Consider the following 26319-nt stretch of genomic DNA (forward strand, 5'->3'; position numbering starts at 1 on the left):
CCTTTCAGCGCTCCGGCGACGACGCGGCCATGCGTGACTCGGTGGCCTCCCCGCTCTCGTCGAGCAAGAAGACCTCCTCGCTGAAGTCGGCGACGCGGTAGCCCTGGCCGAACGACGACACGCGCACGAGCGCCTTTCCTTCGGGGGTCGCGTCGACGCGAAACCCGCGCACCTTCCCAGCCTCGACGTCCCCCACGAAGGCGCGCCGCTGGCGTTCCCGGATCGTGGCGAGCGTGGTGGCGATCGAGCCCGTCACGAGCCCGAGCACCGCCGCGATCCGCATGAACACGTGCCCGGCGTACTCGATGGCGACGCGCCGGCTCTCCCACTCGCTCGGCTCCGCCGAGTACCCTCGATCCTGGAAGAAGGTCAGCATGAGCGCGCCATAGGCCAGGGCCATACACACCGCTCCCACGATGCGCTCCCCACGTTCTTCTCCGGCGAGCCCCTTCTTCGCGAGCGACTGCGCCCACGCCATGGGCAACCCGAACGCGAGCAACGTCAAGACGAGCGCCGGTCCCCAAAAAAAGACGCCGATCGTCGAGCCCAATGCCAGCCCCGCGAAGAACGTCCCGAGGAAAGGGCCGTGCTCCGACTGCGAGAGGAGCGCGCCCGCGGCGAGCCCTCCGTTCAAGGCGGCGAGGGGGACCGACGCGAGCCAACCCCAACGGACCTTGGACTTTCCGATGGTGGCCGGGATGCGCAGCACGAACGCCCACACGAGCCCCACGAGGAGCGTCGGTACACCGGTCACGAGCCCCGAGAACTCGTGGGACATCGCGCCGAAGATCGCGGCGGTGATGGCCGACAGCGACAGGGCGACCGCGGCGACGTTCAACCGGCGCAACACCTTCGGAGCGGCGAACGAGGTCGGGATCATCACCCTCCACGATAGCCGCCAGGCTCGCGCCCGACGAACCCCGTCCCCGTGATCGGTCGAGGCAGCACGACGAATGGCGCACCGCGCGCCCGAGCGGCCGAGGGGCGACGTCTCGCGCAGGCACATCACCGCGAACGAGCGTGCGCAGTCGGCCTTCCCCATGTGACTAAATATTCGAGAGTGTTGGGTTAGTCGCTCTTCCTAGGCGTCCTGGCTCGCGTGGTGCGAGCCCCCGGAAAAGGCGCGAGAACGTTGACAGCCCCGGGCGCGATGGACGAACGTCCGGCCGTCCGGGGCGGGAATCGTCCGTTCCTCGACGCTTGGATGAATCAACGCGGGGCCTCCCCGTCTGATGCACGCTTCGATTCCCGATGACTCTCCTTCGCATGACAGCCATCGCTCTCGTAGGGCTCGCGCCGCTCGTCGGCTGCGTCAACATCCCGGACAACGTGCGCGCCGAGTTCCGCGCGCCCGACCCTCAAGAGCGCTCCAACTTCCGTCCGGGCCCGCACGGCCGCGCGCCGGGACGTGACGCCGAGGGGCTCGTGATCGCGCCCCCCTCGAGCGACGCGGGCGCCCTCGGAGACGCAGCACGAACTCCCGCGGCGATCGATGCGGGCAGCGTCGCTCCTCCTCCGGACGACGCGGGCTCGCGCGCGACCAGCTCGGATGCCGGGGGTGCCGCATGAGCCGGTTCGCCCGTGTCGTCGCCCTCGGGCTCGCGCTTTCCGCCGTGCCTTCGGTGGGCTGCTTCAAATCGGGGCCGGTGGGCCGCGTGAACATCCTCGAGGGGCGCACGAAAGACACACGCGGCACCTACCTCGGGCTCCCGCTCAAGTCGGGGCAGGTCGTGCTCACCGAGTCCCCCGACACGACGAGCTTCGCGTTCTCGCTCATCCCCGAGAAGTTCTTCCCGTTCACGCACGTCGCCATCCTCTCGATGGAAGACGGAGAGCCGTGGGTCTACGACGTGACGGGCGGGGTCGCCACGATCCCCACGCACTCCCGCATGCTCGACAACGTCTCCGGGACGCTCTTCCGAAGGCCGCTCATGGAGTACGCGAGCGGCAACATGCACACCGAGATCTACGAGCCGCCCCCGGGGACGGACAGAGCTCGCATGATCGCGTACGTCCAGAAGCTCTACGCGGGCGGCAAGGTGGCCTTCGACAACCGCTTCGATCACCGAGATCACTCGGCGCTCTACTGCAGCGAGCTCGTCGCGTTGGCGATCGAAGCGGGCGGTGGCGAGGCCCCGCGGCCCGTCAAAAATAGCCTGCATCCGTCGGTCCAGGGTGCGCTCAAGTTCCTCGGCGTGCCCGAGGACGAGTCGCTCCCGGTCGGTCTCTTCGCACCTCAAGATCGCTTCGTCGCGGCGCTCGGGCCGTTTCAGTCGCGCACGCAGGCGTGGGCCTACTTCGCGGCGAAGCGGGAGATCTACCGTCGCTTCGGCGCCGATCAGCGGCTCGGGTTCGTGCTCTCGCTCTCGGGCCAGGGCGAGCTCGGAGTCCGCCCCGAGATCGTCGCGTACGCCGACGAGGCCAGCCACCTGTTCGACGCCGATCCCAACCCTCCGAAGCCGGGCGACCCGCGCATCGCCGAGGCCACCGTGGCCCTCGCGAACCGGAAGTTCGGGCCGTTCGACGGAGGCACGACGGTCGCCACGCAGTCGTCGCCCGCTACGAGAGCTCCGTGACGAGAGGCACTCGCGCCGTCGTCGTCTCCGTCGCATCGGCTGCCGCGGTTCTTGCGTGGGGGCGCGGGGCGAGCGCGCAGCTCTTCGTCCCGGGCGCTCCTGGAGGGAGCTTGGCGCTGCCGGGCGCGCAGGTGCTCCCGCCCGCCCGCACCGAGACGCAGGCCGACGCCCTCGGTGAAGGCTCGGCCCGCCTCTTCGACATGCGTACCATCGTTCCCGCCATCGAAGCCGGCGGCGGCCCGCTCTGGTACAGGCCCATGGGGCAGGGCCTAAGGCCTGGAATGTTCGAGGTTTTCGTCGGCCAGAACATCACCGCGCCGCAGGGGCACCTCTACCTCGCCGGCACGGAGCGAATGGTGTTTCGCGCCCTCGACTCCACCACGTTCGCGTGGACGATGCTGCAGACGGGGCTCTCGACCGGGGTGAAGTCGGGCCCGCTCGAGCTCGAGGGCCACGTCGGGCTCAACCTCTTTGGTCTCAGTGCGTCGAAGGCCGAGTGGAGCCTCGACGTCGTGAGCCCCCGCGTAGGCGCCCACGCGGCCCTTCACTTTGGTCGTTTTCGTCTGGAGGTGGGGCTCCACACCGAATACCTTCTGCGCCTCATGGGCGACGACTTTGCCATCCGCGGGGTCGACTTCGCTCTGAGGTTCGATCTCGAAAACGGAGCGGCCAAGCGAAAGGCCCCTCGCTGAACGGCGGCGGCGGCGCTCCACATCGTTCCTCACTCGACTCGGCACATCAACATCGTACGGAGAATCAGATAATGAAGAAGATGGCTCTTTTCGTTGGGTTCGCGGCTCTCTCGTCGGCGGTCGGCTGCGGTGGCGTCGGCTACCCCATCGGCTCGTCGTACAACGGCACCACGACGCCGCACTCGATGTCGCAGGCTCAGGTGGGCGCGGTCGCCCCCGGCCAGGCGAAGCCCGGTGGCAAGACCGGTGAGGCTTGTGCGTCGGGCGTCCTCGGCATCGCCGCCTGGGGCGACGCGAGCACCTCGGCTGCCAAGAAGGCCGCCGGCGTGACGGACGTGCACTCGGTCGAGTTCCACGGCGTCAGCTACCTCGGCATCTACACCCAGGGCTGCACGGTCGTCACCGGTCAGTGATCCTCGGGACGGGAGAGCGGCTCTTCGGAGCTTCTCTCCCGTTTTCTATTTTGTGAATCGTTTCGGGAAAGAAGGCCTGCTCCCGAACATCGTGGGGAACGTCGCCGCGAACACGCGTATCCTGCCTCCGTGAGCGCGCTATCCGAGCTCATGCCGGGGACGGTCTTCGCCGGGAGCTATCGCATCGTGCGAAAGCTCGCCGAGGGCGGCATGGGTGCGGTCTACGTGGCCGATCAGCTCACGACGGGGCGCCAGCGCGCGCTCAAGCTGATGCACCCCGTGTACGTCGGGAGCCCCGAGCTCCGCGAGCGCTTCTCCCTCGAGGCTCGCGTCGGAGCGCTCGTCGAGAGCGAGCACGTGGTCGAGGTGATCGGCGCGGGCGTCGACGACGACGTCCCCTGGATCGCCATGGAGCTCTTGTCGGGCCGAGACCTCGCCGCCGAGCTCCGGACGTGCGGGCGGCTCTCCGAGGCCGACTGTGGACGGGTGCTCGGGCAGGTCGGCCATGCGCTGTCTGCGGCGCATCGTGCGGGCATCGTGCACCGCGATCTGAAGCCCGAGAACGTGTTCCTCGCCGAGACGAAGAGGGTGCACGAGTCCACCACGGTGAAGCTCCTCGACTTCGGCATCGCCAAGGTCGTCGAGGCCGCGCTCTCCGCCAACACGGGGGCCGTGGGCACTCCGCTCTGGATGGCCCCCGAGCAGTCGGAGCGCGACGCCCCGATCACGCCGAGCGTCGATGTGTGGGCGCTCGGACTGCTCGCGTTCACCATGCTCACGGGCAAGCCCTTTTGGCTCGCGGCGACCTCGCCCGAGGGGAGCCTCGCGACGATCCTCCGCGAGGTCGTGATCGCCCCCATCCCGTCCGCCTCCGTCCGCGCGCGTGAGCTCGGCGCCGGCGACGTGCTCCCCGTGGGGTTCGACGCGTGGTTTTCGCGCTGCGTGTGCCGCGATCCTGCGGGGCGATTCGCGCACGCGGGTCTCGCGATCGCGCAGCTCCCCGAGGCGCTCGCGCACAGGCCGTCGTTGCCGGTGCCGCTCCGCATTTCGTCGCCGGGCAGCGCACCTTCGGCCCCCGCAGCGGCCAGCGCGACCGACGTGGCGCTCGCGCGTACGACGGACGCCTCGAGCGGCGACGTGGCGGCCGCGCGCACTCCAGGACCGAGCCCCCCATCGCCGAACGAGCCCCCCCGGAGCTCCGAAGGCGACGACGACGCACCGGCGGCCCTCCCGATCGACGGAGGCGCTCCATCGAAGCTCGTCGTCGGTGGCCTGGTCGCGCTCGTCGTGTTCGTCGCGTTCGGAGCGATGCTCGCGCGTCGCTCGGGCGCGGGGGCCTCCACCGTCGACTCCGGTGCCGGGACCGCCACGTCGTCGTCGTTGCCGTTTTGTCCGCACGACATGGCTCGAATCAAGGCAGAGACGTTCACGATGGGGTCCGAGGAAAATGGCCCCCCGAGGCTCGTTCGGGCGTCCCCGTCGTGCATCGACCTCACCGAGGTCACGGCGCAGCAGTACGCGGCGTGTGTCGCCAAGAAGCTCTGTCCACCTCCCGTGGTGGAGGCCGTGCTCCCGGGTGCTCCGGTCGCGGCGAACAAAGCATGGTCGGCGTACTGCACCTACGGCAAGGCGGGCCGTGGGGATCACCCCATGACGTGCGTGTCCTTCGACGAAGCGGCGGCCTACTGTCGGTCCGTCGGAAAGCGCCTCCCACGCGAAGACGAGTGGGAGCACGCCGCTCGAGGTGCCGACGGACGGCGCTATCCGTGGGGCAACGAGCCGCCTCCTCCCGGGGCGGTCAACGCGTGCGACGAGGGCTGCCTCAAGCTCGCACGTGAAGCTTCGGCCGACGTGCTCGGAGCGCGTCTCGTGGGCGACGACGGCGCCGAGGCGACCGCGCCTGCGGGCGCGTTCCTTCGAGGAATATCGCCGTTCGGTGTGTTCGACATGGCCGGAAACGCGGCCGAGTGGGTCGACGCCACCTCCTGCCCGTACGACAAGCCGACGTGCGCGGCGACCACCAAGGTCGTGCGAGGCGGCTCGTGGACCGACGACCGCGCGAGCGGGCTCACGACGAGCGCGCGCGGAAAGGCGAGCCCCGAGACGCGCATGCCCGACATCGGATTCCGCTGCGCGAAGGACTGACGGCGCGCGCTGCGGTACGAGCGCACCGAAGTCGCGATATGGCGACGTGCGATGTGCGTCGATGTCGCATCTCTCGTCCGCTTCGCCACGATCTTGCTCGCTCCTCCGCTGCTCGGCCTCGAGCCTTCGGGAAGGTGACCCGCGAAGCGCTCGCCCCGGCGCTCGGCTTTCGAGGCCCGGAGAGGGCACGGGTGTGGCGGAGATCCGGCACGTTCGCGCCATGTTCGAGAGGAAGGTCTCGCGGTTCGTGGCGTAGGATGGACGTGTGAAGCTCGCTCGCGCCTCGATCGTGGTCCCGTCGGCTCTCGTCCTCTTTCGGCTCGTCGCGGCGTGCACCGAGGTGAAGGAGCAGCCGACCGACGGTGGCACGATCACCCTCGAGGACGGGGCCGTGGTCCCGGTGGACGACGCTGGAAACCCCATCCTCGACGGCGGGGGCGGAGGCTCCGATGGCGCGTCGACCATCACGGATTTCGGCTCCGTGTCGGTGTCCTACTACGACCTCGGCGTAGCGAAGTCGTTTCAGTCGTTCGCCCAGTTCTCGAAGGCGACGGGGCCCGTGCCAGGGCTTCCTTCGTGTCAGTCCGAGGTGGCGGGAGACTGCACGTCGTATGTCTGCGGACCCGCGCCTGCGCAAGATGCAGGGCCACCCGTCGACGCGGGCAAGCTCGCCGAGAACGCTGGCGTCATCACGATCTCGGGGGCGAAGATCCCCGCGGGCACCACGCTCACGCCGGGCGCTACGGGCGCGTACGCGCCGCTCACGCGCACCGACCTCGACGCTTGGGTGGGAGGCGAGACGATCAAGGTGTCGGCCGCGGGTGGGTCCGTGCCCGCGTTCACGGGGGATCTCGTCGCGCCGAGCCCGGCCTCGTCGCTCACCGCACCCGTGCTCGCTGCGGCCCCGGCGAAGACGGAGATCGATCGCGCGAAGCCTCTCGCGGTCACGTGGTCCGGGGCGACGGCGGGCACGATCGGGTTCACGTTGGCGGCGACCTCCGGAGGGGGCTCGGTGACCGTCCAGTGCCGGTTCGATGCATCGAAGGGGGCGGGGAGTGTCCCGGCTTCGCTGCTCGCGAAGCTCCCGGCGTCGGACGGGTCGCTTGGCACGTCGATCACGAGCAACACGCTCGTGAAGGCGGGCTCGTACAACGTGAGCCTCGTAGCGACGAGCTTCGTCAAGAGCGGCGCGGGGCAGGTGACCTTCAAGTAGGCGAACGCGCTCGGAAAAAGCCTTTTCGTACCGATTGTGCTAGGCCCTTCGGCCATGCTGTGCCTCACCACGCCTACGGACCCGGGCTGGGCCATCGCGGCCGCGCGAGACTTCGAGGGCGTGCTCGTCGACCACGCTCACTGCGAGATGAAGGCGGCGACGTTCGCGCTGTCCCTCGTGGCGCGGCACCCCACGAACCTGTCGCTCGTGCGCGCGCTCACGGCGCTCGCGCGCGAAGAGCTCGATCACTTCGATCGCGTCGTGGATTTCCTCGAGGCGCGAGGCGTCCCGCTCGGACACCCCCGGTCGACGTCTACGCAGCCGACCTCCGCGCGGCGTGCAAAGAGCTGCCGCGAGACGGGACTCCGCTCCTCGTCGATCGCCTGCTCGCCGCGGCGCTGATCGAGGCGCGGTCGTGTGAGCGGTTCAAGCTCCTCGGCGAGGTCGTCGCCGGGGATGCGGTCCTGCGAGACTTCTACGAGGAGCTCTTCGCGTGCGAAGCGCGGCACTTCCGCACGTACCGCGATCTCGCGCTCGAGGCGTCCTTTGGGGACGCGGCAGGTGTGGAGCGGCGCCTTCGAATGCTCGCGGTGGCCGAGGGCAAGATCGTGGCGAGGCTCGCCGCGAGCCCCGAGCGGAGCACGGTGCACGGATGACCGTCGAGCTCGTGGAGGATCTCGCGACCCTCGCGAGCACGCTCGAGCGCGCCGACCGCGCCCTCGGGCGAGGTCGCCGCGCCCTTCGCTCGCTCGATCCCGCGACCCTCGCCGGCGAGGTCGCGTGCCCGCTCGACGCGTTCCGGCCCGTCACGCAGAAGCGCACCTACGACGCACTCCTCGCGAGATCCACCTCACGCGCCGACGAGCCCCTCCGGGCCTCGTGCGCGCGCTGGGTCGCGGAGCTCCTCCGTGCCCGCGTCGGTTGGGACCTCGAGGTTGACGAGGCACGCGCCGAGCGCGGCGAGCCCGCGTCGCACCCACACGCACGCACGTCTCCCACGTCACCCCCGCCCGAGGAGGCCTCTCTCCGAGAGGCCCTCCTCGGGCTGCTCGAGAGCGACGCGAGCCCCGTTTCGCGCACCCACGTCACCCGTCTCGCGCGCCTCGGCCCGCGCCTCGGCGCGGCCCGAGACGCGCGCCGCGAGCGCCTCGACGAAGCGACGCGGCGCCTCGGGCGTGCGTCGCGCTTCGACCACGCCCTCGTCCGTCGTGACGAGCTCGCGGCGCCCCCGCCCGAGGCGGAGGGCACCGCGAGCCCGGGGCTCGTCCTCGCGCCCTCGTCCGACCTCATCGCCGCGCTCGCCCGCGAGATGACCCCGACGACCCCCAAGGCCGCGCCCGACGACGTGCTCCCCGAGGTGCAGTGCGACGCCCTCGTGGGCTCGGCCGCGCGCTTCCTGCGCGCGACCGAGCCGCTCGCGGTCTCCCTCCTGCGTCGAGCCCATCGCGCGCGCGAAGCGCGCGACGGGCTCGACCCGTGGGACACGTTTCGCCTCGCGGCGGCCCGCGAGGTGCGCGGGGCCGACTGGCCCGCGCGCCTCGGGGCCGACTGGGTGGCGGCGCGGTTTTCCGCGATGGCCGGGGCCGCCCACGGGCGCGTTTCGGCGGAGCCGCCGAAACGCGTCGTGGGCGCCGCGAGCTTCTTGGGGGCCGCGGTCGCGTACGGCGAGGCGCTCGCGCGCCACGAGAGCCTGCGCTATGCGCCGTTCCCGGTCGCGGTCGACCCGCAGCCCGTGGCCGCGCGGCGCACGGGGCTCGTGTGCGCGCTCGCCATGGCGAGCGCGCCGTTCTTGGCTCGCGAGCTCGGAGCGTCACGAGCGGCGTCGGTCGACGCCGCACGTTCGCTCGGGGTGGCCGTGCTCTTCGCGGCGCGCGCCGAGGCCACCTGCCTGCTCGTCACCCACGAGGGGGTGAGCGACGCCGTGCGCGAGCTCGACGCACGAGCGGGGGGAGCCTTCGCCGCGGTCGGGTTCGCCGTGCCTCGCCCCCGCGACGACGCCCCGTCGCGCTGGCTCGCGCTCCTCACCGCTCCCGCGATGCACGACGCGCTCGTTCACGCCCACGACGACGACTACTACCGAAACCCCCGCACGAACCGCTGGTTGGTCGCGCGGCTCTCGCGCCCGGCCGTCGAGAGCACGTGGCTCGACGGGCCGCCGCCCCAGCCCGACGCGCTCGCCTTGGCGCTCGTGTCCCGTTTCGAGGAGGCCCTCGGATGACGTCCAAGATCTCCTCCGTGCTCGTCGTCGTCGCCGCGGCCTTCGCGCTAGGCCTCGTCTCTCCGGGCGCCTTGCGCGCCGCCCCGCGCCCCGTGGGCCCGCTGCCGCTCTTGCCGAGCATCACGCGCGTTTCGGTGAAAATCGAGAAGGCAGGCCTCGTGGTCACGCACGTGGTCGCCTTGCCTCGCGGCGAGTGGCAAAACAAAGACCTCGATCTCTTCGCGTCCTACGGCGGGCCGGGCGCTCCGCTCGCACTCGACGCTCGCCTTCATCGTGTCCCCGACGGAGCCCTCGAGGCCCCACCGGACGACGCCGGCACCGCGGTGACGTACGACAAAGCGCCGCGCTGCCCCGAGAGCGCCCATCCCCTCATCGGCAAGACACGCATGGCGGGGGTGGTCCTCCACGTGAAGGAGCCGGATCTGCGAGCGTCCCTCGCCGACGGCCTCGCCGAGCTTCGTGTGCGGGCGCTCTACCCGCTCCCCGCCGAAGACGAGTCGCACGGATACGAAGCGCGTGTGCGGCTCGGTGTTTCGAACGGCGTCCCTCTCACGTTGGGGCGTGTCCAGATCGTCGCGCCCGAGGCCGAGCTCCGCGTCGTGAAGGTCGAAGCGCGCCTCTGCGGACCCGACGCCGAGAGCCGTCCGCTCAGCCTGTCGACGTCCCCGAAGCCGATCGCCCCGGCGAGCCCGGGGGTCGCGCGTATCCTCCCAGCGCTCTCGGTGCGGCACACGACCGACGACCTCTGCGTTCGTTTCTGGACCGACCCTCCCGCCGCGCCGAGTGGCGCGAAGCCTGCCGCGCCCACGGCTCCTCGATGACGTGACGGAACGTGCGTCCGCACCGCACATGTCGTGCGGACGCATACGTGAGCGCGCTCCTCGATCACTTCGCTCTCCGGTCGTCGCGTCTCGCTCCGTCAGCCTCGCGCGAGGTCGAGCACCTCTTGCTCGATCGCGATCCGTTCTCCGCTGCCTTCGCGGTAGAGATCGATGGCGTCGAGCAGCGCCGCGCGGGCCGCGGCCTTCTCCCCGAGCGCTGCGAGCGCGCGCCCCAGGTGGTGATGTGCGAGGGCGCGCCGCCCACCCGCGGGCGCCTTCGTCCCTCGATAGACCTCGCACGCGGTCTCCAAGAAGTCCCTCGCGGTCGACGGCTCTCCCTGGCGGAGCGCCGCGAGCCCGACGAGCGCCATCGCGTCGGCGACCTCGACTCGCCGTGCGCGCCCGAGCGACAGGAAGACCTCGAGGGCGCGATCGCCGACCTCACGCGCCGATGCCACTTGACCTTCGTCGAGCACCACGAACCCCATCTCGGTGAGCGCGGTCGCTCCGAACGCGCGCGCCTCGGGATCCTCCCCGGCGCGCGTCACGACCGCGGAGAACGCGCGCACCGCCCCGACGGCGTCGCCCTGCGAGCGCCGAAAGAGCCCGTGCTGGAGGAGCGCGTGCGCGAGCGGTGCGCCCGCGATCCCCGCGCTCTCGAGCACCTCGATCGCCGCACGGAAGCGCGCGTCCGCGGCGTTCGGCATGCTCGCGGCCGCCGCGATCTCTCCGCCGAGCTCGAGCGCCTCGGCGTAGCGTGCGTCCTTGGGGCCGAGGCCCTTGCGAGCCCGCGAGATGGCTTCGTCCACCGTCATCACGGCTTCGTCCCGGTCTCCGTGGGCCATCTGAGCTCGCGCGTCGTCGATGAGCGCCAACGCGAGCGAGGCGTCGTCACCGCCCGAGCGCGCCTCCGCCAGCCGCTTCGTGGCCAGCGCGAGGGCAGCGTCCGTGTCGCCCCTCTCGAGGAGCGCCTTCAGTTCGTCGTTCATGGCCGCATTTTTGCGCCTCGTTCGGCCCACCGCAACGGTGAAGACGCTCGTCCCGTCGTCGCTCCGGGCTCGGGGGAAACCTGGCATCGGGGGCGCCGAACTGCTCATGGACGCTGCGGCGCGAAACGTGAGATGAGACGGGATGCGCCGAGCCGTCGCCGTAGCCCTTCTCGCCCTCCTCGTGTCCGCACCCACGCGCGCCCGCGCCGCGGAGGCCGAAGCGACGCGCCCCTCGGCGAGCGTGCCGAAGAACGTCGTGCTCGCCGACCTCGGGCTCCACGTCATCGCGCTCGGCTACCAGCGTACCCTCTCCGACCACGTGGCGCTGTCGGTGTCGGGCGGCCTCTACGACCCTTGGACGGTCACCGACAAGGTCGGAGACATCCGCGGCGCCATGCTCCGCGTGAGGCCCTACTTCTTCTTTACGGATCATGCCCCGCGGGGCGTGTGGATCTCGCCCTTCGCCCAAGGCGCCGTGGTGAGGGGCACGTCGCAGGGCGAGGCTCGCACCGGAGGAGCCTTCGCCCTGGGCGCCGCGGCGGGGTACGCGTTTTTGTTCGGCGATGTCGTGCACCTCTCGCTCGGCGTCGGAGGTCAGCTCCACTACGCCCGCGTGGGCACCGACGCGCCCCCGTCGTTCTATACGGCCGGCATTCACGTCGACGGAACGGTCGGCTTCGCCTTCTGACGGTCGCCTGCCGGTAGCTCGGGCTCGCGTGACGCGAGTCGAGTATGGTGCGCGGCCCCTTGAGCTCCTCTCGTGCCTTCGATCCGCTGCGCTACGGCCTTCGCGCCCTCGACGAGATGGCGCGCGAGCAGGCGAGCGTCGCTCCGCCGCCGCGGATCATGGGCGAGGTGTTCGCTCCCCACCCGATCCTCCGATCCTCCGCGCCGGATGGCGCCGCGCTGTCGCTGCGTCTCTTCTCCGACTCGGCCGACGACGCCACCGACTTCGTGCTCGGCGCCGCGTCGCAGCTCCGCCTCGAGCCCATTCCCGCGCGTGCCGCGCCGCTCTTCGAGGCGCACGCCACGTACCAGTCCGTCGAGTCCGACGAGTCGCTGACGTTCGGTTTTCCGCTGGTCACCTACGTGCAGCAGGGCGCGAGCCGCGCCGCACCGCTCTTCTCCGTCGGCGGAGGTCGGGCGGTTTGGACCGTCGGAGATACCGCCTGGCGCCTCCCCCGCGCCGCCCGTGACGGTGTCCCCATGACGCTGCCCACCGCGCTCGTGCTCGAGCTCGACGAGGAGGCTTCGTACGGCATCCATGGTGGAGTCTGGCACTACCTCTTCGGCCTCGACGGCGGGACACTCGCCTCGGTCGCGCGTGCCTCGCGGTACGGCCTCGGCGCCCTCGTTCGTGCCGCGACGCGCGCCCTCGAGCTCGGCGGGGAGGGGGAGAGCACGTCCGAGGAGGAGCTCGAAGCCCCTCCGGAGGACACGTCCGACGTGACCGCCAAAGACCTCGACGCGCTCACGCTCGCGGCGAGCCGGAGGGCACCACCGAGCCGCGGGCTCCGGGCGTTTCCCCACGGCATCGCGATGCTGCCTCCCCGCGGCGATCCCACGAGCAGCCTCCGCACGGACCTCCGCGCCCTCCTCGACGACGTCGCGCCCGCGCGAGGTCCGCTCGCCGTGTACCTCGGCGCGCCCGCCGCGCCACCCCACGATGCACCGGTGTGGTCGTGTGGACGCATCTCGCCCACATCTTCGCAGCTCGCCGCGGCGCGCGCCTTCGAGGGGAGCTCGGATCTCGTCTCCGTGTGCGGGCCCCCGGGCTGCGGGAAGACCGCGTTGCTCCACGTGGTTGCCGCGCAGACGGTGGTCGCGTGTGCCCTGTCCGGCCAGTGGGACAAGGCCCCGCGCCGCTCCGCGCCCTGGCCCCTCGTCGTGACGAGCACGAACAACGCGGCGGTCGATCACGCCCTCGCCCCCTTCGTCGGCTCTCCGGAGATCCCGCTCGCTCTCCGGCTCGGCAATCGGCGGTCCCTCGCCGAGGTCACCGCGAACGCGCTCGCCACGGCCGGCGCGGCCTTGTCCTCGCCTGGCGTCATGTCGCTCGAGCGCGCGCGCGCGGCGTTCGAGGACCTCGCAAAGCCCGTTCGGGCGGCGGAGCGGGCTCGTGTCGCCGCGGCTGCCGCGGAGCGTGAGCGCCTGTCGCGTCGAGGGGAGCTCGAGCGCCGCGCCGCCGCGCTTCGAACGCTCGTGGCTCGCGCCGAAGCCTCCCCCGTCCCTCTGTCGGAGCTCGACGTGTCGCTGGTCGCCGCGGCACGAAGCGCGCTCGCGGAGCACGCCGAGGCCGCCGATGCGCTCGTTCGCCTCCACCTCGAGGGCGCGCGGGCCTCCGTCGAGCGCGCGTGCGAAAAATGGGCACGCGCCAACGAGCTACGCTCCCCGCGGTTCGCGCCCGTGCTCTCGGCCCTCGGCCTCGCGCTGCCCTGTGGTCCGCTCGACGCGAGCCGCGCTCGTGAGAGCGCCGAGTCCCAAAGTGCCGGGCTCCGGGCCGTGGTCGGGCGCCTCGACGACCTGGCGAACGCGCTCGCTCTCCCCTCGTCGCGCCTCGAGCTCCTGGAGATCGAGGAAGAGCTCCGGCGTGCGCCCACCACCGCGTTGCACGCGCCCGCGCCGTCTTCGGACCTCTACGAAGCCGCGCTCCTCGTGAGAGACGCGTGGGCCCGCGAGCACCGCCAGGAGCTCTCGAAGCGGCTCACGACGGCCCTCGGAGCCGTGGGGGACGGGCGCGGGGCTCGCGCGAAGCCGCTCCCTCAAGCGCTCCTCGAGCTCGCGCCGCTCTTCCCGATCGCGGGATGCACGCTCTTGTCGATGCGCACGAGCTTCCCGCTCGACAAGGAGGTCGTCGATCGGCTCGTCGTCGACGAGGCCGCGCAATGTGCGCCCGTGTACGCCGTCCCGGCGCTCGCGCGCGCGAGGAGGGCCATGTTCACCGGGGACACGGCCCAGCTCCCGCCCGTGTACACGCTCGACCCTCGCGTCGACGAGCGCCTCGCCAAGGGGCTCGACGCCGCGAAAATCCAAGGGTTTCGCATGAGCGCCGAGGCGGTCACGTCGGCCCAAGCCGTGGCCGAGCCGCGCGCGCGCGCCCACGTCACGCTCGTCGAGCACTTTCGCTCGCAGCGCCCGATCGTGGAGCTCGCGTCGCGGTGGAGTGGATACTCCCTCGACGTCCGCACCGAGCCGCGTTCGCTCTCCGACGTCTCGTCGCGCCTCGTCGCTCCGGTCGTGACGATCGGCGTGCCGGGGCGAGGGGAGCGAGCTCCGGAGGGCGTCGTGAACGAAGCCGAGGTCGCCGTCGCCGTCGGCCTCGTCGACGCGCTGCTCCGCGACGGGATCCTCCCGTCCGACCTCGCCGTGCTCACCCCGTTCGTCGGGCAGTGCGCGCGCATCGAGCGTGAGCTCTTCGCGCGAGGTCTCGTCCAGAGGGGGGAGTGCTGGTGAGCACCGTGCACCGCCTGCAGGGTGGCGAGCGTCGCGTCGTCGTGTTCTCGGTGGCGGCGACGGCGAGGCGTCATCTCCGTTGGCTCGCCGAACGTCCGCACCTCCTTCACGTCGCCACGAGCCGCGCCCGCGACCACCTCGTCGTCCTGGTCGACCCCGACGCGGCGCTCTCCGAGCCCGCCCTCGCCCCCTTCGCCGAGCACGTGTCACGCGACGATCGCGCTGGACGCGCGTCTTTCGGCGTCGAAGCGGAGGTACGTGGCGCTCGTGGGGGATGACCTCACCGCGCCTCGTGCACCCCACGCGGCGCTCCTCGCGCGCCGATTGCACGGTACAGGGCCCTCGAGAGCGCATTCGACGAATTGGGGGCGAGCCGTTGCTTTTCTCGTTTGCGAAGCCCATAGTGCCATTCCTGGTTCGGTCGTCGTACGTCGCGTTTCGCGCCGTGGGCGGGTGCGCTCGGCGGGAGGCGCATGAACCATTTGCTCGATTCGTCCTCGATCGAACCGCTGCGTCGGATCGCGATGCTCGGGACACATTTGCCCCGCCTCTGCGGTATCGCGACGTTCTCGCATCACCTCTCTAGCGCGATCGCGGAGGAGCGCCCGGACGTCGACTGCTTCGTGGTCGCCATGAACGATCCGGGGCGCGTGCACGCCTATCCCGAGAGGGTGCGATTCGAGATCGCCGAGACCGACGTAGGCTCGTACCGTCGCGCCGCCGACTACCTGAACGTCAACCCGACCGACGTCCTCTCGATTCAGCACGAATATGGCATTTTCGGAGGGAAGGCCGGCTCGCACCTCCTCGCGCTCATGCGCGAGCTCCGCATGCCCGCCGTCACGACGCTCCACACGATTTTGAGCGAGCCCGGGCCCGTGCACAAGGCCGTCATGGACGAGGTGCTCTCGCTCTCGGCGAGGGTCGTCGTCATGAGCGAGCGTGGTCGCGCGCTCCTCGAGGAGGTGCACGGCGTCCCTCACGAGAAGATCGATCTCGTGCCGCACGGGATACCGGTCGTACCCGAGGCGTCGCGCAGCAAAGATAGGCTCGGCGTCGAGGGAAAGCAGGTGGTCCTCACCTTCGGGCTCTTGTCTCCCGACAAAGGCATCGAGAACGTCATCGAGGCGCTCCCGCACATCGTGGAGCGCTTCCCGGATATCGTCTACGTCGTGCTCGGGGCCACCCATCCGCACGTCAAGGCGAGGCACGGCGAGACGTACCGGCTCATGCTCGAGAGCCGCGCGAAGCAGCTCGGGGTCGACGGGAACATGATCTTCCACGACAGGTTCGTGAGCGAAGCCGAGCTCGCCGAGTTCCTGTCCGCGGCCGACATCTACGTGACTCCCTACCTGAAACCCGAGCAGATCACCTCGGGGACTCTGGCCTACGCCGTGGGCTCGGGCCGCGCCGTCATCTCGACGCCGTACCATTACGCGCAAGAGCTCTTGGCGCACGATCGCGGCGTGCTCGTGCCGTGGCGTGATCCCGCGGCCATCGCCCGCGCGGTCGTCGAGCTGCTCTCCGACGACGTCGAACGAGAGCGAATGCGAGAGCGCGCCGCGAAGTATGGGCGCCACATGCAGTGGCCTGCCGTCGCGCGGTCGTACGTGCGGACCTTCGAGCGCGCGCGCGTCGAGCACGCAGGGCGCCTCCGCGCATCGTTCCAAGCGAAGACGCTGCGTCGTCGCCCGGCCGAGCTGCCATCTCCCGACTTGTCCCACCTCCGCGCCATGACGGACGACACCGGGCTCATCCAACACGCCGCCTACAACGTACCCCGCTACGAAGACGGATACTGTGTCGACGACAACGCGCGGGCGATGCTCCTCGTCGCTCACCTCGAAGAGGCCGGCACCGAAGACGAGCGGCTCGTTCGGTCGCTCGGCGATCGTTATCTCGCCTTCGTACGTTATGCCTTCGACGGGACGAACGGCCGCTTCCGTAATTTCATGACCTTCGATCGCCGCTGGGTCGACGAGGTCGGCTCCGACGACAGCCACGCCCGCACGGTATGGGCGCTAGGCACGGTCGTCGGGCGCTCCCCCGAGGGGGCGCGAAGGAGGCTCGCGGGCGACTTGTTTCACGCGTCTCTCCCCGCCGTGACCCCGATGACGAGCCCGAGGGCATGGGCCTATACGCTCTTGGGTATCGACGAGTACTTAAAGGCATTTCAGGGAGAGACGAGCGTCGAGGCCCTCCGGGACGCGCTCGCCGATCGCCTCCTCGCCATGTACCTCTCGGTCGCGACCGAAGAGTGGCCATGGTTCGAATCTTCGGCGACGTACTGCAACGCACGGCTCTCCCAGGCGCTCCTCGTCTCGGGCGCCCGCGTCGGTCGGCCCGACATGACGGCCGCAGGGCTCCGCTCGCTCGCGTGGCTCGCTCGTGTCCAACGCTCGGATCAGGGGCACTTCTCCCCCATCGGCACGAATGGCTTCTTCCGCTCGGGGGGGGCGATGGCCCTCTTCGACCAACAGCCCGTCGAGGCTTGTACGATGGTGTCGGCGTGCCTCGACGCGCGTCGTGTCACGGGGGACGAGCTCTGGGGGCGTCACGCATCACGCGCCATGGGTTGGTTCTTCGGTGAGAACCGGCTCCACACCTCGCTCTTCGACCCGAGCACCGGCGGCTGTCGCGACGGCCTCCACGCCGACCGCCCCAACGAGAACCAAGGGGCGGAGTCGACGCTCTCGTTCTTGCTCGCGCTCGCCGAGATGCGCGCGGCCGATCGCGTCGAGCTCGCTCGTGGAAGGTCGGCCCCGCCGCCCCCGCATGGTGCGGCGATCGCGGATGGGCAATGGTCGACTCCTTGAGCCTCGCGCTCGGCGCGTCTCGCGAGGGGTCGAGCCCCAGCCGGCGGTCCCCCTCTCCGTCCGCGATCGCCGAGGTCTCCTGAGCTCTCCCTCGGAGGACCCGATCCTCCGCGCCCGAGGCGAAGCCCGATGCTGCCCCACCTCCTGGTTCGGGCCCCGACCAAAGGACGGCCGCGCCGCCGTTCGAGAATCCCGTTCGCCCATCGAGAGAAGGTAACCCGTCGAATGTCCGTGACTCGCCGCTACGAAACGCTCCTCCATCGCCACCGTCGCAACCCCATCCTCACGGCGGACGACTGGCCATATCCGGTGCACACCGTCTTCAACCCGGGGGCGACGCGCCTCGCCGACGGGACTACCCTCTTGCTCTGCCGCGTCGAGGACCGACGTGGGCATTCGCACCTCTGCGCCGCGCGCTCGGCCAATGGCATCGATGGGTGGGTCATCGATCGCGAGCCCACGCTCATGGCCGACCCGGATCACTACCCGGAGGAGCTGTGGGGAATCGAGGATCCGCGAATCACGTTCGTCCCCGAGCTCGGGAAGTACGCGGTGACCTACACCGCGTTCGGCAAGAGCGGCCCCGGCCTCGCGCTCGCGCTCACCGAGGATTTTCGGACGTTCGAGCGCTTCGGTCTCGTCATGCCGCCCGACGACAAAGACGGCGCGCTCCTCCCCCATCGTATCGACGGCAGCTTCGCCTTGGTGCACCGGCCGATGCACGACACGGGCGCGCACGTCTGGATCTCGTTCTCCCCCGACCTCCGCAACTGGGGCAAGCACACGCTGATGCTCACCGCCCGCAAGGGCGCCTGGTGGGACGCGAACAAGGTCGGCCTCTCTCCGCCGCTCATCGAGACCCCGCGGGGCTGGCTCATGCTCTACCACGGCGTGCGCCACACGTGCTCGGGGGCGCTCTACCGGCTCGGGCTCGCCCTCTTCGCCCACGACGCGCCGTCCGTGCTGCTCGCGCGAGGCGACTCTTGGATCTTCGGCCCGGAGGCACCCTACGAGCGAGAGGGCGACGTCGGCATGGTCGCCTTCCCGTGCGGGTACACCCTCGGCGCCGACGGAGACAGCATCAACCTCTACTACGGCGCCGCCGACAGCACGGTCGCGCTCGCCACGGGGAGCGTCAGCGAGCTGCTCTCGTGGCTCGATCGCAACGGCTCCTCCCCCTGATGCCCCCGCGCCGGAGCCTCATCCGAGGTGGCTGCGGGCGGGGAGGGTGGCTTCGGGGAGGCGGACAACCGGCGCCTCGTCGCTTTTCTTCCCGTCCCCTCGGCGGAAAAGAACCGGCTCGGTCGCGCTCTCTTTTTTGCGCCTACCCACGGCCCCGCGTTCCACTTTTGCGCGCGTTCCGCGTTAGGATCGGCACGTGCGAAGAAAAGCCCTCCCTCTCGTCCTCGTCTCGATCCTCGTCGCCGCGTGCGGCTCCGCGAAATCCGGGACGCCACCCAAGGGCTCCTCCACCTCGTCGCCGCCCACGGCCTCGGCGTCGACCCTCGTCGTCGACAACGAGCTCCCCGAGGTTCCTGCCGATCCGCGCGAGCCCATCTTGGCCGACGCGGCGCTCGCGCTCCTCGGTAAGCAGCACGTCCTCCGAAAGCCCATCGACGACGCGCTCTCGCGCGACGCCTTCCAGAAGCTCGTCGAGGAGCTCGACGGCGGCAAGGTGCTCTTCCTCGAGGGCCACGTGCAGAAGCTCTCGCGCTTCGAGAACGACATCGACAACGAGCTCCGCGAGGGCAACCTCGTGGTCGCGCGAAAGGGGGCGGCCCTCGTCGCCGAGCGTCGCGCGATGGTCGCCAAGCTCGTCAAGACCCTCCTCGAGAAGCCGCTCGACTTCACCACGTCCGACTCGTTCGAGACGGACCCGAAAAAGCGTGTATTCTGCAAGACGGAGGCCGAGCTCGAGGCGCGATGGCGTTCCCTCCTGAAGCTGCAAGTGCTCGAGAGGAATCAACAATTCGAGGACATCCTCGAGTCTCGCGCGAAGCCGAAGGACGAGAGCAAAAAGCCGAAGGACCCGGACGAGGCCAAACGCGAGGCGATCGCGGAGCGCGCGCTCGGCGAGATCCCCGCCACGTTCGAGGGGCGCGAGGCCAAGATTCGTAAGGAGCTCGCGACCCGCTACGAGACGCAGTTCACGCGCCTCAAGGTGACCGAGAAGCTCGAGCCCGCCGAGAACCTCTTGAACGCCGTGAACGCCGTGTTCGACCCGCACACGACGTACATGCCGCCCGCCCAAGAGGCGAACTTCGACATCGCGATCACCGGCAAGCTCGAGGGGATCGGCGCGACGCTCCGCGAGCAGGACCACTACATCGTGGTGCACGATCTCGTCCCGGGCGGCGCGAGCTGGCAGCAGGGCAAGCTCGAGATTGGGGACCTCATCTTGGCGGTCGCTCAAGAGGGCAAAGATCCCGTCGACGCGACCGATCTCCCGATCGACAAGGTCGTCTCGATGATCCGCGGGCCCAAGGGCACCATCGTGGTGCTCACGGTCAAGAAGGCCGACGGACGGATCGAGACCATCTCCATCACCCGCGACGTCATCCGCATCGAAGCGACCTACGCGCGGGGCGCCGTCGTACGCTCCGGAAAGAACGGCGAGCCGGTCGGATACGTGTATCTTCCAGGCTTCTACGGAGACGTCGGAGGGCGCGGCAAACCTGGCGAGCGCAACGCGACGGACGACGTCCGCGCGATCCTCTCGGCCCTCCAGAAGAAGAAGGTCACGCAGCTCGTCCTCGACCTGCGCGGCAACGGCGGCGGGCTCCTCACGCACGCGCGGGACATCAGCGGGCTCTTCATTCCGCAGGGCCCCGTCGTCCAGACGCGGGACTCGGACGGCAAGATCGAGGTCCTCGCCGACACGGATCCGTCGGTCTCGTTCTCGGGCAACGTGGTCGTGCTCGTGGATCGGTTCAGCGCCTCGGCGGCCGAGATCCTCGCGGGCGCCCTGCAAGACTACGAACGCGCGGTCGTCGTCGGGACGAGCGCCACGCACGGCAAGGGCACGGTGCAGGCCGTGCTCGATCTCGATCGTATGCAGGCCAAGGGCAAAGAGCCGCTCGGGCTCTACAAGCTCACGGTGCAGGAGTATTTCCGCGTGAGCGGCGGCTCCACCCAGCTGAAGGGGGTCGTGCCCGACGTGCTCCTCCCCGATCCGACCTCGTTCGTCGACTCGGGCGAGCGCACGCTCTACCACGCCATCCCGTGGACCTCGATCAAGAGCGCCCCCTACACGAAGCTCCCCCACACGTGGAAGGCGCCCGAGCTCGCGAGCGCCAGCGAGGCCCGCACCAAAGCGAGCCCCGAGCTCGCCGCCGTCGCCGAGTTCGCTCGTATCCTCGGCGCACGCAAAGACAAGACCCTCGAGCCCCTCGAGCGCAAGGCCTGGCAAGACGCCAAGAAGGCCGCCAAGGCCGAGCTCGAGAAGGTCGATCCGAAGCGCAAGGATCGGAAGGTCGTGCTCGAGGTCGAGGCCCTCGCGGCGAGCCCCGCGGCCGGACCCGCGCCGACCGACGAGAAGATCCGCGCGCGCCTCGATCGCTGGAAGGACGAGCTCGCACGCGACGTGTGGGTCGACGAGTGCACGAGGATCCTTGCCGATATGGCAAAGGCGAAATAGCCTGAAATTTCGAGGGTGACTCGGGCTACTTGGGGGCCATGACCTCCGACGATCGTGTGTCGCGCGCTCGGCGCGGCCTAGGCCTCTATTTCGCCGTGGTCGTACCGTTGAGCGCGGTCATCGAGTGGAAAATCGCGACCTCGGGGGGCACGATCTCCGATCACCCGGGGCTCGTGCTCGCGCTCATGTGGACCCCGGCGTTGGCCATGTTCGTCGCACGCGTCGCGCTCCGCGAAGGGGCGCGAGACGTGTCGTTCCGTCTCCGGGCTCCCAAGGGGCACGAGGGCCCGAAGGCGCCGCTCGCTCGTCCCCTGCTCGTCGCCTGGCTCTCGCCGGTGCTCGTGGGAGCGCTCGCGTACGGTGCGGCGTGGGCCTCCGGGATCGAGCCCTTCTCCCCCAAGGCCATGGCGACCTTCGGCCTCTCGCACACCCCGGCGGGCCTTCGCTTCGTCGTGTCCCTCGTCTTGAACCTCACGCTCGGCACGGTGCTCTCGGCGATCACGGCGGCCGGGGAGGAGCTCGGCTGGCGAGGGTACATGCTCACGCGCCTCGTCGACGCCAAGGTGCCGTACCCCGTCCTCGTGAGCACGTTCGTCTGGGGGCTATGGCATGCGCCGCTCATCGCTGCAGGCGTGTACGCCGCCGGGCCTCGTCCCGCGCTGTCCGTCGGGTGTTTCTTCGCTTCGATCGTCGGTGGCGGAGCTTTGGCGGCCTACAGCCGTCTCGCGTCGGGGAGCGTGTGGCCCGCCGTGCTCTTTCACGCGGCGTGGAACGCGGTCATTCAAGGCACCTTCGACGGCTTCACGGCCGGAGGCGACTCGGCTCACACGAGCAACGTGCTCACGGGCGAGTCGGGTGTGCTCGTCGCGATCGTCAGCGTGCTCGTCGCGGTCGCGCTCGTTCGAGGCCGGCACGTGATGTTTCGATCGCCGAGCGACCCCATGGGCCAGCCGAGGCCGCTCTTCGCGCGCACCCTCTCGGACGACGCCGGCCCCTGACCTGCACGCGCGAGGCACGTCGAGCCTCCGCGGCGATCCCGCAGAGCCGCGCTCGTCCGCGCGTCGTAGGCTTCAGGCGAGGCCGACGAAGATGTTCTGCACGTCGTCGTCCTCGTCCATCGCGCCGAGGAACGCCTCGACCTCGCCGCGCTCGGCCTCTCCGAGCGAAACAGGGTTCTTGGCCTTCCACACGAGCCCGACCTTCTCGACCGACCAGCCCCTCTCCGTGAGCGCCTTCGAGACCGTGTCTGCGTCGGAGGGCTGCGTGTAGAAGCTCGTCGCTCCGTCCTCGCCGGGCTCGAGATCGTCGGCGCCGCACTCGAGCGCGGCCTCGTCGGGATCGGCGCCGGCGGGGCCCTTGGCCTCGACGAGCCCGAGGCGGGCGAAGTCCCACGAGACGGCGCCCGAGGCCGCGAGCTGCCCTTTCTTGAAGAGCTGCCGGACGTTCGCGGAGGTTCGGTTCCGGTTGTCCGTGAGGCACTCCACGATGATCGGCACCTGGTGCGGCGCGAAACCCTCGTAGGTCACGGTCTCGTAGTTGACGGGCCCGTCGAGCAGCCCGGCGCCCTTCTTCACGGCGCGCTCGATGGTGTCGCGAGGCATCGACTGCTTGCGGGCGGCCTCCATCGCCATGCGCAGCGTCGCGTTCATCGCCGGATCGGCGCCGTTCTTGGCCGCGACGGCGATCTCCTTCGCCAGCTTGGTGAAGATTTTACCCTTCGCGGCGGCCGCGGCCTCGCGATGCTTCTGCTTCCATTGTGCGCCCACGACTGCCCCTCTAGCAAAGTCCCCCGGCCGCGTCGCCGAGATCCGTGGGCTCGCCTCCACGTCGAAAAGGGGTATGCTCGCGTACCGTGAGCCTGCTCCTGTGCGCCGCCTGCGACCGCCACTTCCGCCCGTCGAGCGGGGCGTGCCCCTTTTGCGGGGCCACGTTCGTGGTCGTCGAAGAGCGGACCGCGGTCGACAGCGCGTCGCGTGCGGCGCTCGTCTTCGGCGGCCTGGCGCTCACCTCCCTCATGGGGTGCGTCACCAAGGGGGACGTGTACGGCGCGCCGCCTCCACCTCCGAGGGACGCCGGCCCCACCACCGAGAGCATCGTCGCTCCGTACGGAGCCGCTCCCCCTCCCGAGCTCGACGCGGGCGCCCCCTTCGCCATCATCTACGGCGCGCCGCCTACCGCCGCCGAGGCCACCGACGCGGCCACGCCGAAGAAGGTCGTTCCGCCGAAACGCTGACCCATGGGAAGGAGTGGGTCGGGCGTCCATCGATCGTGAGACCTCGTCTCGTCCTCGTGACTCTGGCTGCGGCCGTCGGGTGTGGGGCACGGTCCGAGCGGCCGCGGCCCGTACCGCTCGACACGTGGTTCGCGCAGAACCTCGCCGCGGTCGACGCCGGACAGGACCCAAACGAGGTGAAAGGGCGACCGACGTTGGCGCCAAGTACCCGAAATGTCACGGATCACGATCGAGACGCGGCCTGCCGGCGGGGAGACGCCGCGGCGTGCCTCGCGCGGAGCGGCCCGGTCTACGTCGACCCGAGGGTTCCACTCACGCGGAGCTGCCGCGGCCCCGCGGCGACCCGACAGGGGCAGCTCGACGACCAACTCCTTCGTAGTTCCGGGCCCTTGGACGGAGGCGTCGGCGACGCACGGTAGTGCTGGCCAGGGGCCGACGGTTCCACTATCGTCTTTTGTAGGTTCTGCGCTCGCGGCGTAGCTTCGGCCAGAAACCAAAGTCTTTTCGCCACTTTTGGCATTTGCCGCGGTGGCACTGTCTGCGGTCCCGGGGGGTTCCCGGGGTCTTTCACGTCATCCACGGGCGTCGCGCGTCCTCGGCCCATGCCGGGGCCCGAGCTCGGGACCTCTCGAACGAATGGGTCAGCTCACCGTCCTCCACACCTCGCCGCGGCCCATGCCGGCGGCGCGCCCACCTCGCCGAACGGCGAGCTCGGGCGACGTGTCCGCGCAAGAAGACAGCGCGCGCGAAGGAATGCAGGCTCTCGGCGCTCACCCGATTCCCCCGACGAAGTCTCGCCGCTCAGCCGCGGCGCTCGTATCGAACCGAGCGTCCCTCCCATGGCCAAGAATATCCTCGTCGTAAGCTGCGACGTCCGCGAGACGCGGGCGGCCCTCATCGAAGACGGCATCATCGCAGAGCTCCACATCGAACGAAAAGGCTCCGCCGCCAGCACGGTCGGCAACGTGTACCTCGGCAAGGTCACGCGCGTGCTCCCCGGTCTCCAAGCCGCCTTCATCGACATCGGCCAGGAGCGCGCGTCGTTCCTCCACGTCGAAGACCTCATCCGCCCGGACGACTTCGACGCCTATCTCGCTGGCGGTCGAAAACACGCCCGCGAAGAGACGCGCGTCTCCGAGGACGAGGCCGACGAGCCCGAGGCCGCCGAGGCCCCCGCGGAGCTCGAGCGCGCGCCCGTCACGGCGGTGTCTCCCGAAGCTCCCCCGCGCGCCGACGAGTCCGCACCCGATCTCGGGGACGTGGGCCGTCCCGCCGTTCTCCCGGCGCTCGCCTCGCAGCTCGAGCTCCCCTCGGCTCCCGACCTGGGCGACGAGTCGGCTCCCCTCATCGTCGAGGCTTCGGCCCCCGGCGTCGCGGGCGAGTCTTCGCGAGAGCTCCTCCCCGAATCGCCCGACAGCGACGCGGTGCTCACCGAGCCGCGTGGTGAGGGCTCTGCGCACGCGATCCCCGAGGCCGAAGAGTCGGGCGTCGACGTCCACGCTCGCGCCACGCTCGTCACACCCGAGGCCGACGTCGCCGTGGGCAAGGGCGCGCCTTCCCCGAGTGACGACGACGACGACGAGCGACGACGACGACGACGACGCCACGGACGCCGAAAAGAGCGACGACGGCGACGACGACTTCGCCGGTGACCTGCCCGGGTTCACCGTGAGTGATCCCGGCGAGCCCGTCCCTCGCGCGCCCACTCCGGCGCGAGCCGCCGACCGTGACCGTGGGCGCCGTCGCCGTGGGCGCGCGCGTGGCCGCACGAACGAGCGTGGGGGCGGTGAGCGCAGCGGCGGCGATCGCGGCGGCGATCGTGGCAAGTCGCGCGGCGGTCGCGGTGGCGATCGTGGCGAGCGCATCGACAAAAACGCGCCTGGCCGCATCTCGAAGACCACGCCCATCCGCGAGGTCGTGCGCGAAGGCCAAGAGATCATCGTTCAGGTCACCAAAGACCCGATCGGCACGAAGGGCGCGCGCTGCTCGAGCCACATCTCGCTCCCTGGCCGCTACGTCGTCTACCTGCCCACGGTCGAGCACATCGGCATCTCGAAGCGCATCGGCTCCGAGAAAGAGCGCGCGCGCCTCCGCGAGGCCATCGAGGGCATGAAGCCCCCGAGCGGCGGCCTCATCGTGCGCACGGTGGCCGAGGGCCTCACGAAGAAGCAGCTCAAACAAGACGTGGGCTACCTCGTCCGCCTCTGGGGTGAGATCGCCAAGAAGAAGGAGACCGCGGGCAAGGCCCCGAACCTCCTCATGAGCGAGCTCGATCTCGTGCTCAAGGTCGCCCGGGACCTCTTCACCGACGAGGTGGAGCAGGTGGTCGTCGACGATCGTTACCAGTACGAGCGCCTCTGCCGCTTCGTCGAGATGTTCGCCCCCGACCGCGTCAAAGACGTCCTCTACTACGACGAAGAGGAGCCCATCTTCGACGCGTACGGCATCTCGGACGAGATCGGCCGCGCCCTCTCCCGCAAGGTGCCGCTGCCCTCGGGTGGCTACCTCATCATCGATCAGGCCGAGGCGCTCACCGCGATCGACGTCAACACCGGTCGCTTCGTGGGCAAGGGCTCGAAGGACATGGAGGAGACGATCCTCAAGACGAACCTCGAGGCCGTCAACGAGATCGCCTACCAGCTCCGCTTCCGCAACATCGGTGGCCTCATCATCCTCGACTTGATCGACATGGAGAAGTCGCAGAACCGCGAGAAGGTGCGCCGCACCCTCGAGGATCTCCTCCAGAAGGACAAGGCCAAGACCACGCTCAACCGCATCTCGGAGCTTGGCCTCATCGAGATGACCCGCAAGCGTACGCGCGAGTCCCTCGGGCGCCTCTTGCACGAGCCGTGTTTCTACTGCGACGGCACCGGTCAGCTCCAAAGCAAAGAGACGATCGCCTACGAGATCATCCGCGAAGTCCGCCGTAAGCACCGGGATCTCCCCGGGTATTCGGTGGTGGTCAACGCCCATCCTGCCGTGGCCGACGTGCTCAACGGCTCCGAAAAAGAGGCCGTGGCCGAGGCCGAGAACCGCTTCATGCGCAAGATATTGGTCGTGCCCCGCAAGGAGTACCACCTCGAGCAATTCGATATCGCCGGCAAGTGAGGTGC

At 70.1% G+C, this 26319-nt stretch carries 21 protein-coding genes and 1 pseudogene; 19 read left to right on the plus strand and 3 right to left on the minus strand.

Annotated features, from left to right (window positions below):
- Window positions 1-4 precede the first annotated feature (4 nt).
- Entirely contained in the window at window positions 5-880 is an 876-nt protein-coding gene (locus tag IPK71_14195) for a hypothetical protein (protein ID MBK8214885.1), read from the minus strand.
- 386 nt (window positions 881-1266) lie between these two features.
- Between IPK71_14195 and IPK71_14200 the strand changes: the two genes are divergently transcribed.
- The 9 genes and pseudogenes from IPK71_14200 to IPK71_14240 all read left to right on the plus strand — a co-directional run bounded on the left by IPK71_14200 (window position 1267) and on the right by IPK71_14240 (window position 10078).
- The gene (locus tag IPK71_14200; protein ID MBK8214886.1) at window positions 1267-1569 is read left to right on the plus strand and encodes a hypothetical protein; all 303 of its coding nucleotides are present in this window, start codon (window positions 1267-1269) and stop codon (window positions 1567-1569) included.
- Window positions 1566-2576, plus strand: a complete 1011-nt coding sequence (locus IPK71_14205; protein MBK8214887.1) for a hypothetical protein — start codon at window positions 1566-1568, stop codon at window positions 2574-2576. Before IPK71_14200 ends, IPK71_14205 begins: the two co-directional genes overlap by 4 nt.
- Window positions 2573-3268: a hypothetical protein gene (locus IPK71_14210; GenBank protein ID MBK8214888.1), complete on the plus strand. Its 696-nt coding sequence runs from the start codon at window positions 2573-2575 to the stop codon at window positions 3266-3268. The genes IPK71_14205 and IPK71_14210 overlap by 4 nt, the downstream gene beginning before the upstream one ends.
- Before the next feature lie 80 nt (window positions 3269-3348).
- Window positions 3349-3681, plus strand: coding sequence for a hypothetical protein (locus IPK71_14215; protein ID MBK8214889.1), 333 nt, complete (start codon window positions 3349-3351; stop codon window positions 3679-3681).
- A 129-nt stretch (window positions 3682-3810) separates the two neighbouring features.
- Entirely contained in the window at window positions 3811-5826 is a 2016-nt protein-coding gene (locus IPK71_14220; protein MBK8214890.1) for an SUMF1/EgtB/PvdO family nonheme iron enzyme, read from the plus strand.
- Window positions 5827-6091: 265 nt separating this feature from the next.
- A complete protein-coding gene (locus IPK71_14225; GenBank protein MBK8214891.1) occupies window positions 6092-7039 on the plus strand; it encodes a hypothetical protein in 948 nt (315 codons plus the stop codon).
- Between the two features lie 54 nt (window positions 7040-7093).
- Window positions 7094-7695 (plus strand): annotated as a pseudogene (locus tag IPK71_14230) (tRNA-(ms[2]io[6]A)-hydroxylase).
- Window positions 7692-9257, plus strand: coding sequence for a hypothetical protein (locus IPK71_14235; GenBank protein MBK8214892.1), 1566 nt, complete (start codon window positions 7692-7694; stop codon window positions 9255-9257). The pseudogene IPK71_14230 and the gene IPK71_14235 overlap by 4 nt, the downstream one beginning before the upstream one ends.
- Complete coding sequence (locus tag IPK71_14240) at window positions 9254-10078, plus strand: hypothetical protein (GenBank protein MBK8214893.1); 825 nt, start codon at window positions 9254-9256, stop codon at window positions 10076-10078. The genes IPK71_14235 and IPK71_14240 overlap by 4 nt, the downstream gene beginning before the upstream one ends.
- A gap of 98 nt (window positions 10079-10176) precedes the next feature.
- On the opposite strand, the gene IPK71_14245 is transcribed toward IPK71_14240, so the two are convergent.
- Window positions 10177-11067 (minus strand): tetratricopeptide repeat protein, encoded by an 891-nt coding sequence (locus IPK71_14245; GenBank protein MBK8214894.1) that lies wholly within the window; start codon window positions 11065-11067, stop codon window positions 10177-10179.
- A gap of 142 nt (window positions 11068-11209) precedes the next feature.
- On the opposite strand from IPK71_14245, the gene IPK71_14250 reads away from it, so the two are divergent.
- The 7 genes from IPK71_14250 to IPK71_14280 all read left to right on the plus strand — a co-directional run bounded on the left by IPK71_14250 (window position 11210) and on the right by IPK71_14280 (window position 21971).
- On the plus strand, window positions 11210-11755 hold the full coding sequence (locus tag IPK71_14250; GenBank protein ID MBK8214895.1) for a DUF3575 domain-containing protein: 546 nt from the start codon (window positions 11210-11212) through the stop codon (window positions 11753-11755).
- A gap of 59 nt (window positions 11756-11814) precedes the next feature.
- Entirely contained in the window at window positions 11815-14520 is a 2706-nt protein-coding gene (locus tag IPK71_14255) for an ATP-binding protein (protein ID MBK8214896.1), read from the plus strand.
- The gene (locus IPK71_14260; protein ID MBK8214897.1) at window positions 14517-14798 is read left to right on the plus strand and encodes an ATP-binding domain-containing protein; all 282 of its coding nucleotides are present in this window, start codon (window positions 14517-14519) and stop codon (window positions 14796-14798) included. Before IPK71_14255 ends, IPK71_14260 begins: the two co-directional genes overlap by 4 nt.
- 195 nt (window positions 14799-14993) lie before the next feature.
- A complete protein-coding gene (locus tag IPK71_14265; GenBank protein ID MBK8214898.1) occupies window positions 14994-17336 on the plus strand; it encodes a glycosyltransferase family 4 protein in 2343 nt (780 codons plus the stop codon).
- A gap of 225 nt (window positions 17337-17561) precedes the next feature.
- Window positions 17562-18518: a glycosidase gene (locus tag IPK71_14270; GenBank protein MBK8214899.1), complete on the plus strand. Its 957-nt coding sequence runs from the start codon at window positions 17562-17564 to the stop codon at window positions 18516-18518.
- A 196-nt stretch (window positions 18519-18714) separates the two neighbouring features.
- Entirely contained in the window at window positions 18715-20973 is a 2259-nt protein-coding gene (locus IPK71_14275) for a carboxy terminal-processing peptidase (GenBank protein ID MBK8214900.1), read from the plus strand.
- Window positions 20974-21011: 38 nt separating this feature from the next.
- Window positions 21012-21971 (plus strand): CPBP family intramembrane metalloprotease, encoded by a 960-nt coding sequence (locus IPK71_14280; protein MBK8214901.1) that lies wholly within the window; start codon window positions 21012-21014, stop codon window positions 21969-21971.
- Window positions 21972-22043: 72 nt separating this feature from the next.
- On the opposite strand, the gene IPK71_14285 is transcribed toward IPK71_14280, so the two are convergent.
- Window positions 22044-22739 carry a YebC/PmpR family DNA-binding transcriptional regulator gene (locus IPK71_14285; GenBank protein MBK8214902.1) on the minus strand — a complete coding sequence of 232 codons (696 nt, stop codon included), beginning with the start codon at window positions 22737-22739 and terminating at the stop codon, window positions 22044-22046.
- 86 nt (window positions 22740-22825) lie between these two features.
- Between IPK71_14285 and IPK71_14290 the strand changes: the two genes are divergently transcribed.
- From IPK71_14290 to IPK71_14300, 3 genes are all read left to right on the plus strand, one after another.
- On the plus strand, window positions 22826-23206 hold the full coding sequence (locus IPK71_14290; GenBank protein MBK8214903.1) for a hypothetical protein: 381 nt from the start codon (window positions 22826-22828) through the stop codon (window positions 23204-23206).
- 839 nt (window positions 23207-24045) lie between these two features.
- Window positions 24046-24858 carry a hypothetical protein gene (locus IPK71_14295; GenBank protein MBK8214904.1) on the plus strand — a complete coding sequence of 271 codons (813 nt, stop codon included), beginning with the start codon at window positions 24046-24048 and terminating at the stop codon, window positions 24856-24858.
- Window positions 24770-26314 (plus strand): Rne/Rng family ribonuclease, encoded by a 1545-nt coding sequence (locus IPK71_14300; protein MBK8214905.1) that lies wholly within the window; start codon window positions 24770-24772, stop codon window positions 26312-26314. The genes IPK71_14295 and IPK71_14300 overlap by 89 nt, the downstream gene beginning before the upstream one ends.
- Window positions 26315-26319: the final 5 nt, after the last annotated feature.

The sequence above is a fragment of the Myxococcales bacterium genome (assembly GCA_016712525.1).
Classification (GTDB): Bacteria; Myxococcota_A; Polyangia; order Polyangiales; family Polyangiaceae; genus JAAFHV01.

Excerpts from the sequence above, each read along its gene's own strand:
- IPK71_14265 (MBK8214898.1), top strand. The coding sequence starts at position 14,994 with ATGAACCATTTGCTCGATTCGTCCTCGATCGAACCGCTGCGTCGGATC.
- IPK71_14250 (MBK8214895.1), top strand. The coding sequence starts at position 11,210 with ATGCGCCGAGCCGTCGCCGTAGCCCTTCTCGCCCTCCTCGTGTCCGCA.
- IPK71_14215 (MBK8214889.1), top strand. The coding sequence starts at position 3,349 with ATGGCTCTTTTCGTTGGGTTCGCGGCTCTCTCGTCGGCGGTCGGCTGC.
- IPK71_14240 (MBK8214893.1), top strand. The coding sequence starts at position 9,254 with ATGACGTCCAAGATCTCCTCCGTGCTCGTCGTCGTCGCCGCGGCCTTC.
- IPK71_14235 (MBK8214892.1), top strand. The coding sequence starts at position 7,692 with ATGACCGTCGAGCTCGTGGAGGATCTCGCGACCCTCGCGAGCACGCTC.
- IPK71_14200 (MBK8214886.1), top strand. The coding sequence starts at position 1,267 with ATGACAGCCATCGCTCTCGTAGGGCTCGCGCCGCTCGTCGGCTGCGTC.
- IPK71_14245 (MBK8214894.1), bottom strand. The coding sequence starts at position 11,067 with ATGAACGACGAACTGAAGGCGCTCCTCGAGAGGGGCGACACGGACGCT.
- IPK71_14270 (MBK8214899.1), top strand. The coding sequence starts at position 17,562 with ATGTCCGTGACTCGCCGCTACGAAACGCTCCTCCATCGCCACCGTCGC.
- IPK71_14205 (MBK8214887.1), top strand. The coding sequence starts at position 1,566 with ATGAGCCGGTTCGCCCGTGTCGTCGCCCTCGGGCTCGCGCTTTCCGCC.
- IPK71_14195 (MBK8214885.1), bottom strand. The coding sequence starts at position 880 with ATGATCCCGACCTCGTTCGCCGCTCCGAAGGTGTTGCGCCGGTTGAAC.
- IPK71_14295 (MBK8214904.1), top strand. The coding sequence starts at position 24,046 with ATGGCCAAGAATATCCTCGTCGTAAGCTGCGACGTCCGCGAGACGCGG.
- IPK71_14280 (MBK8214901.1), top strand. The coding sequence starts at position 21,012 with ATGACCTCCGACGATCGTGTGTCGCGCGCTCGGCGCGGCCTAGGCCTC.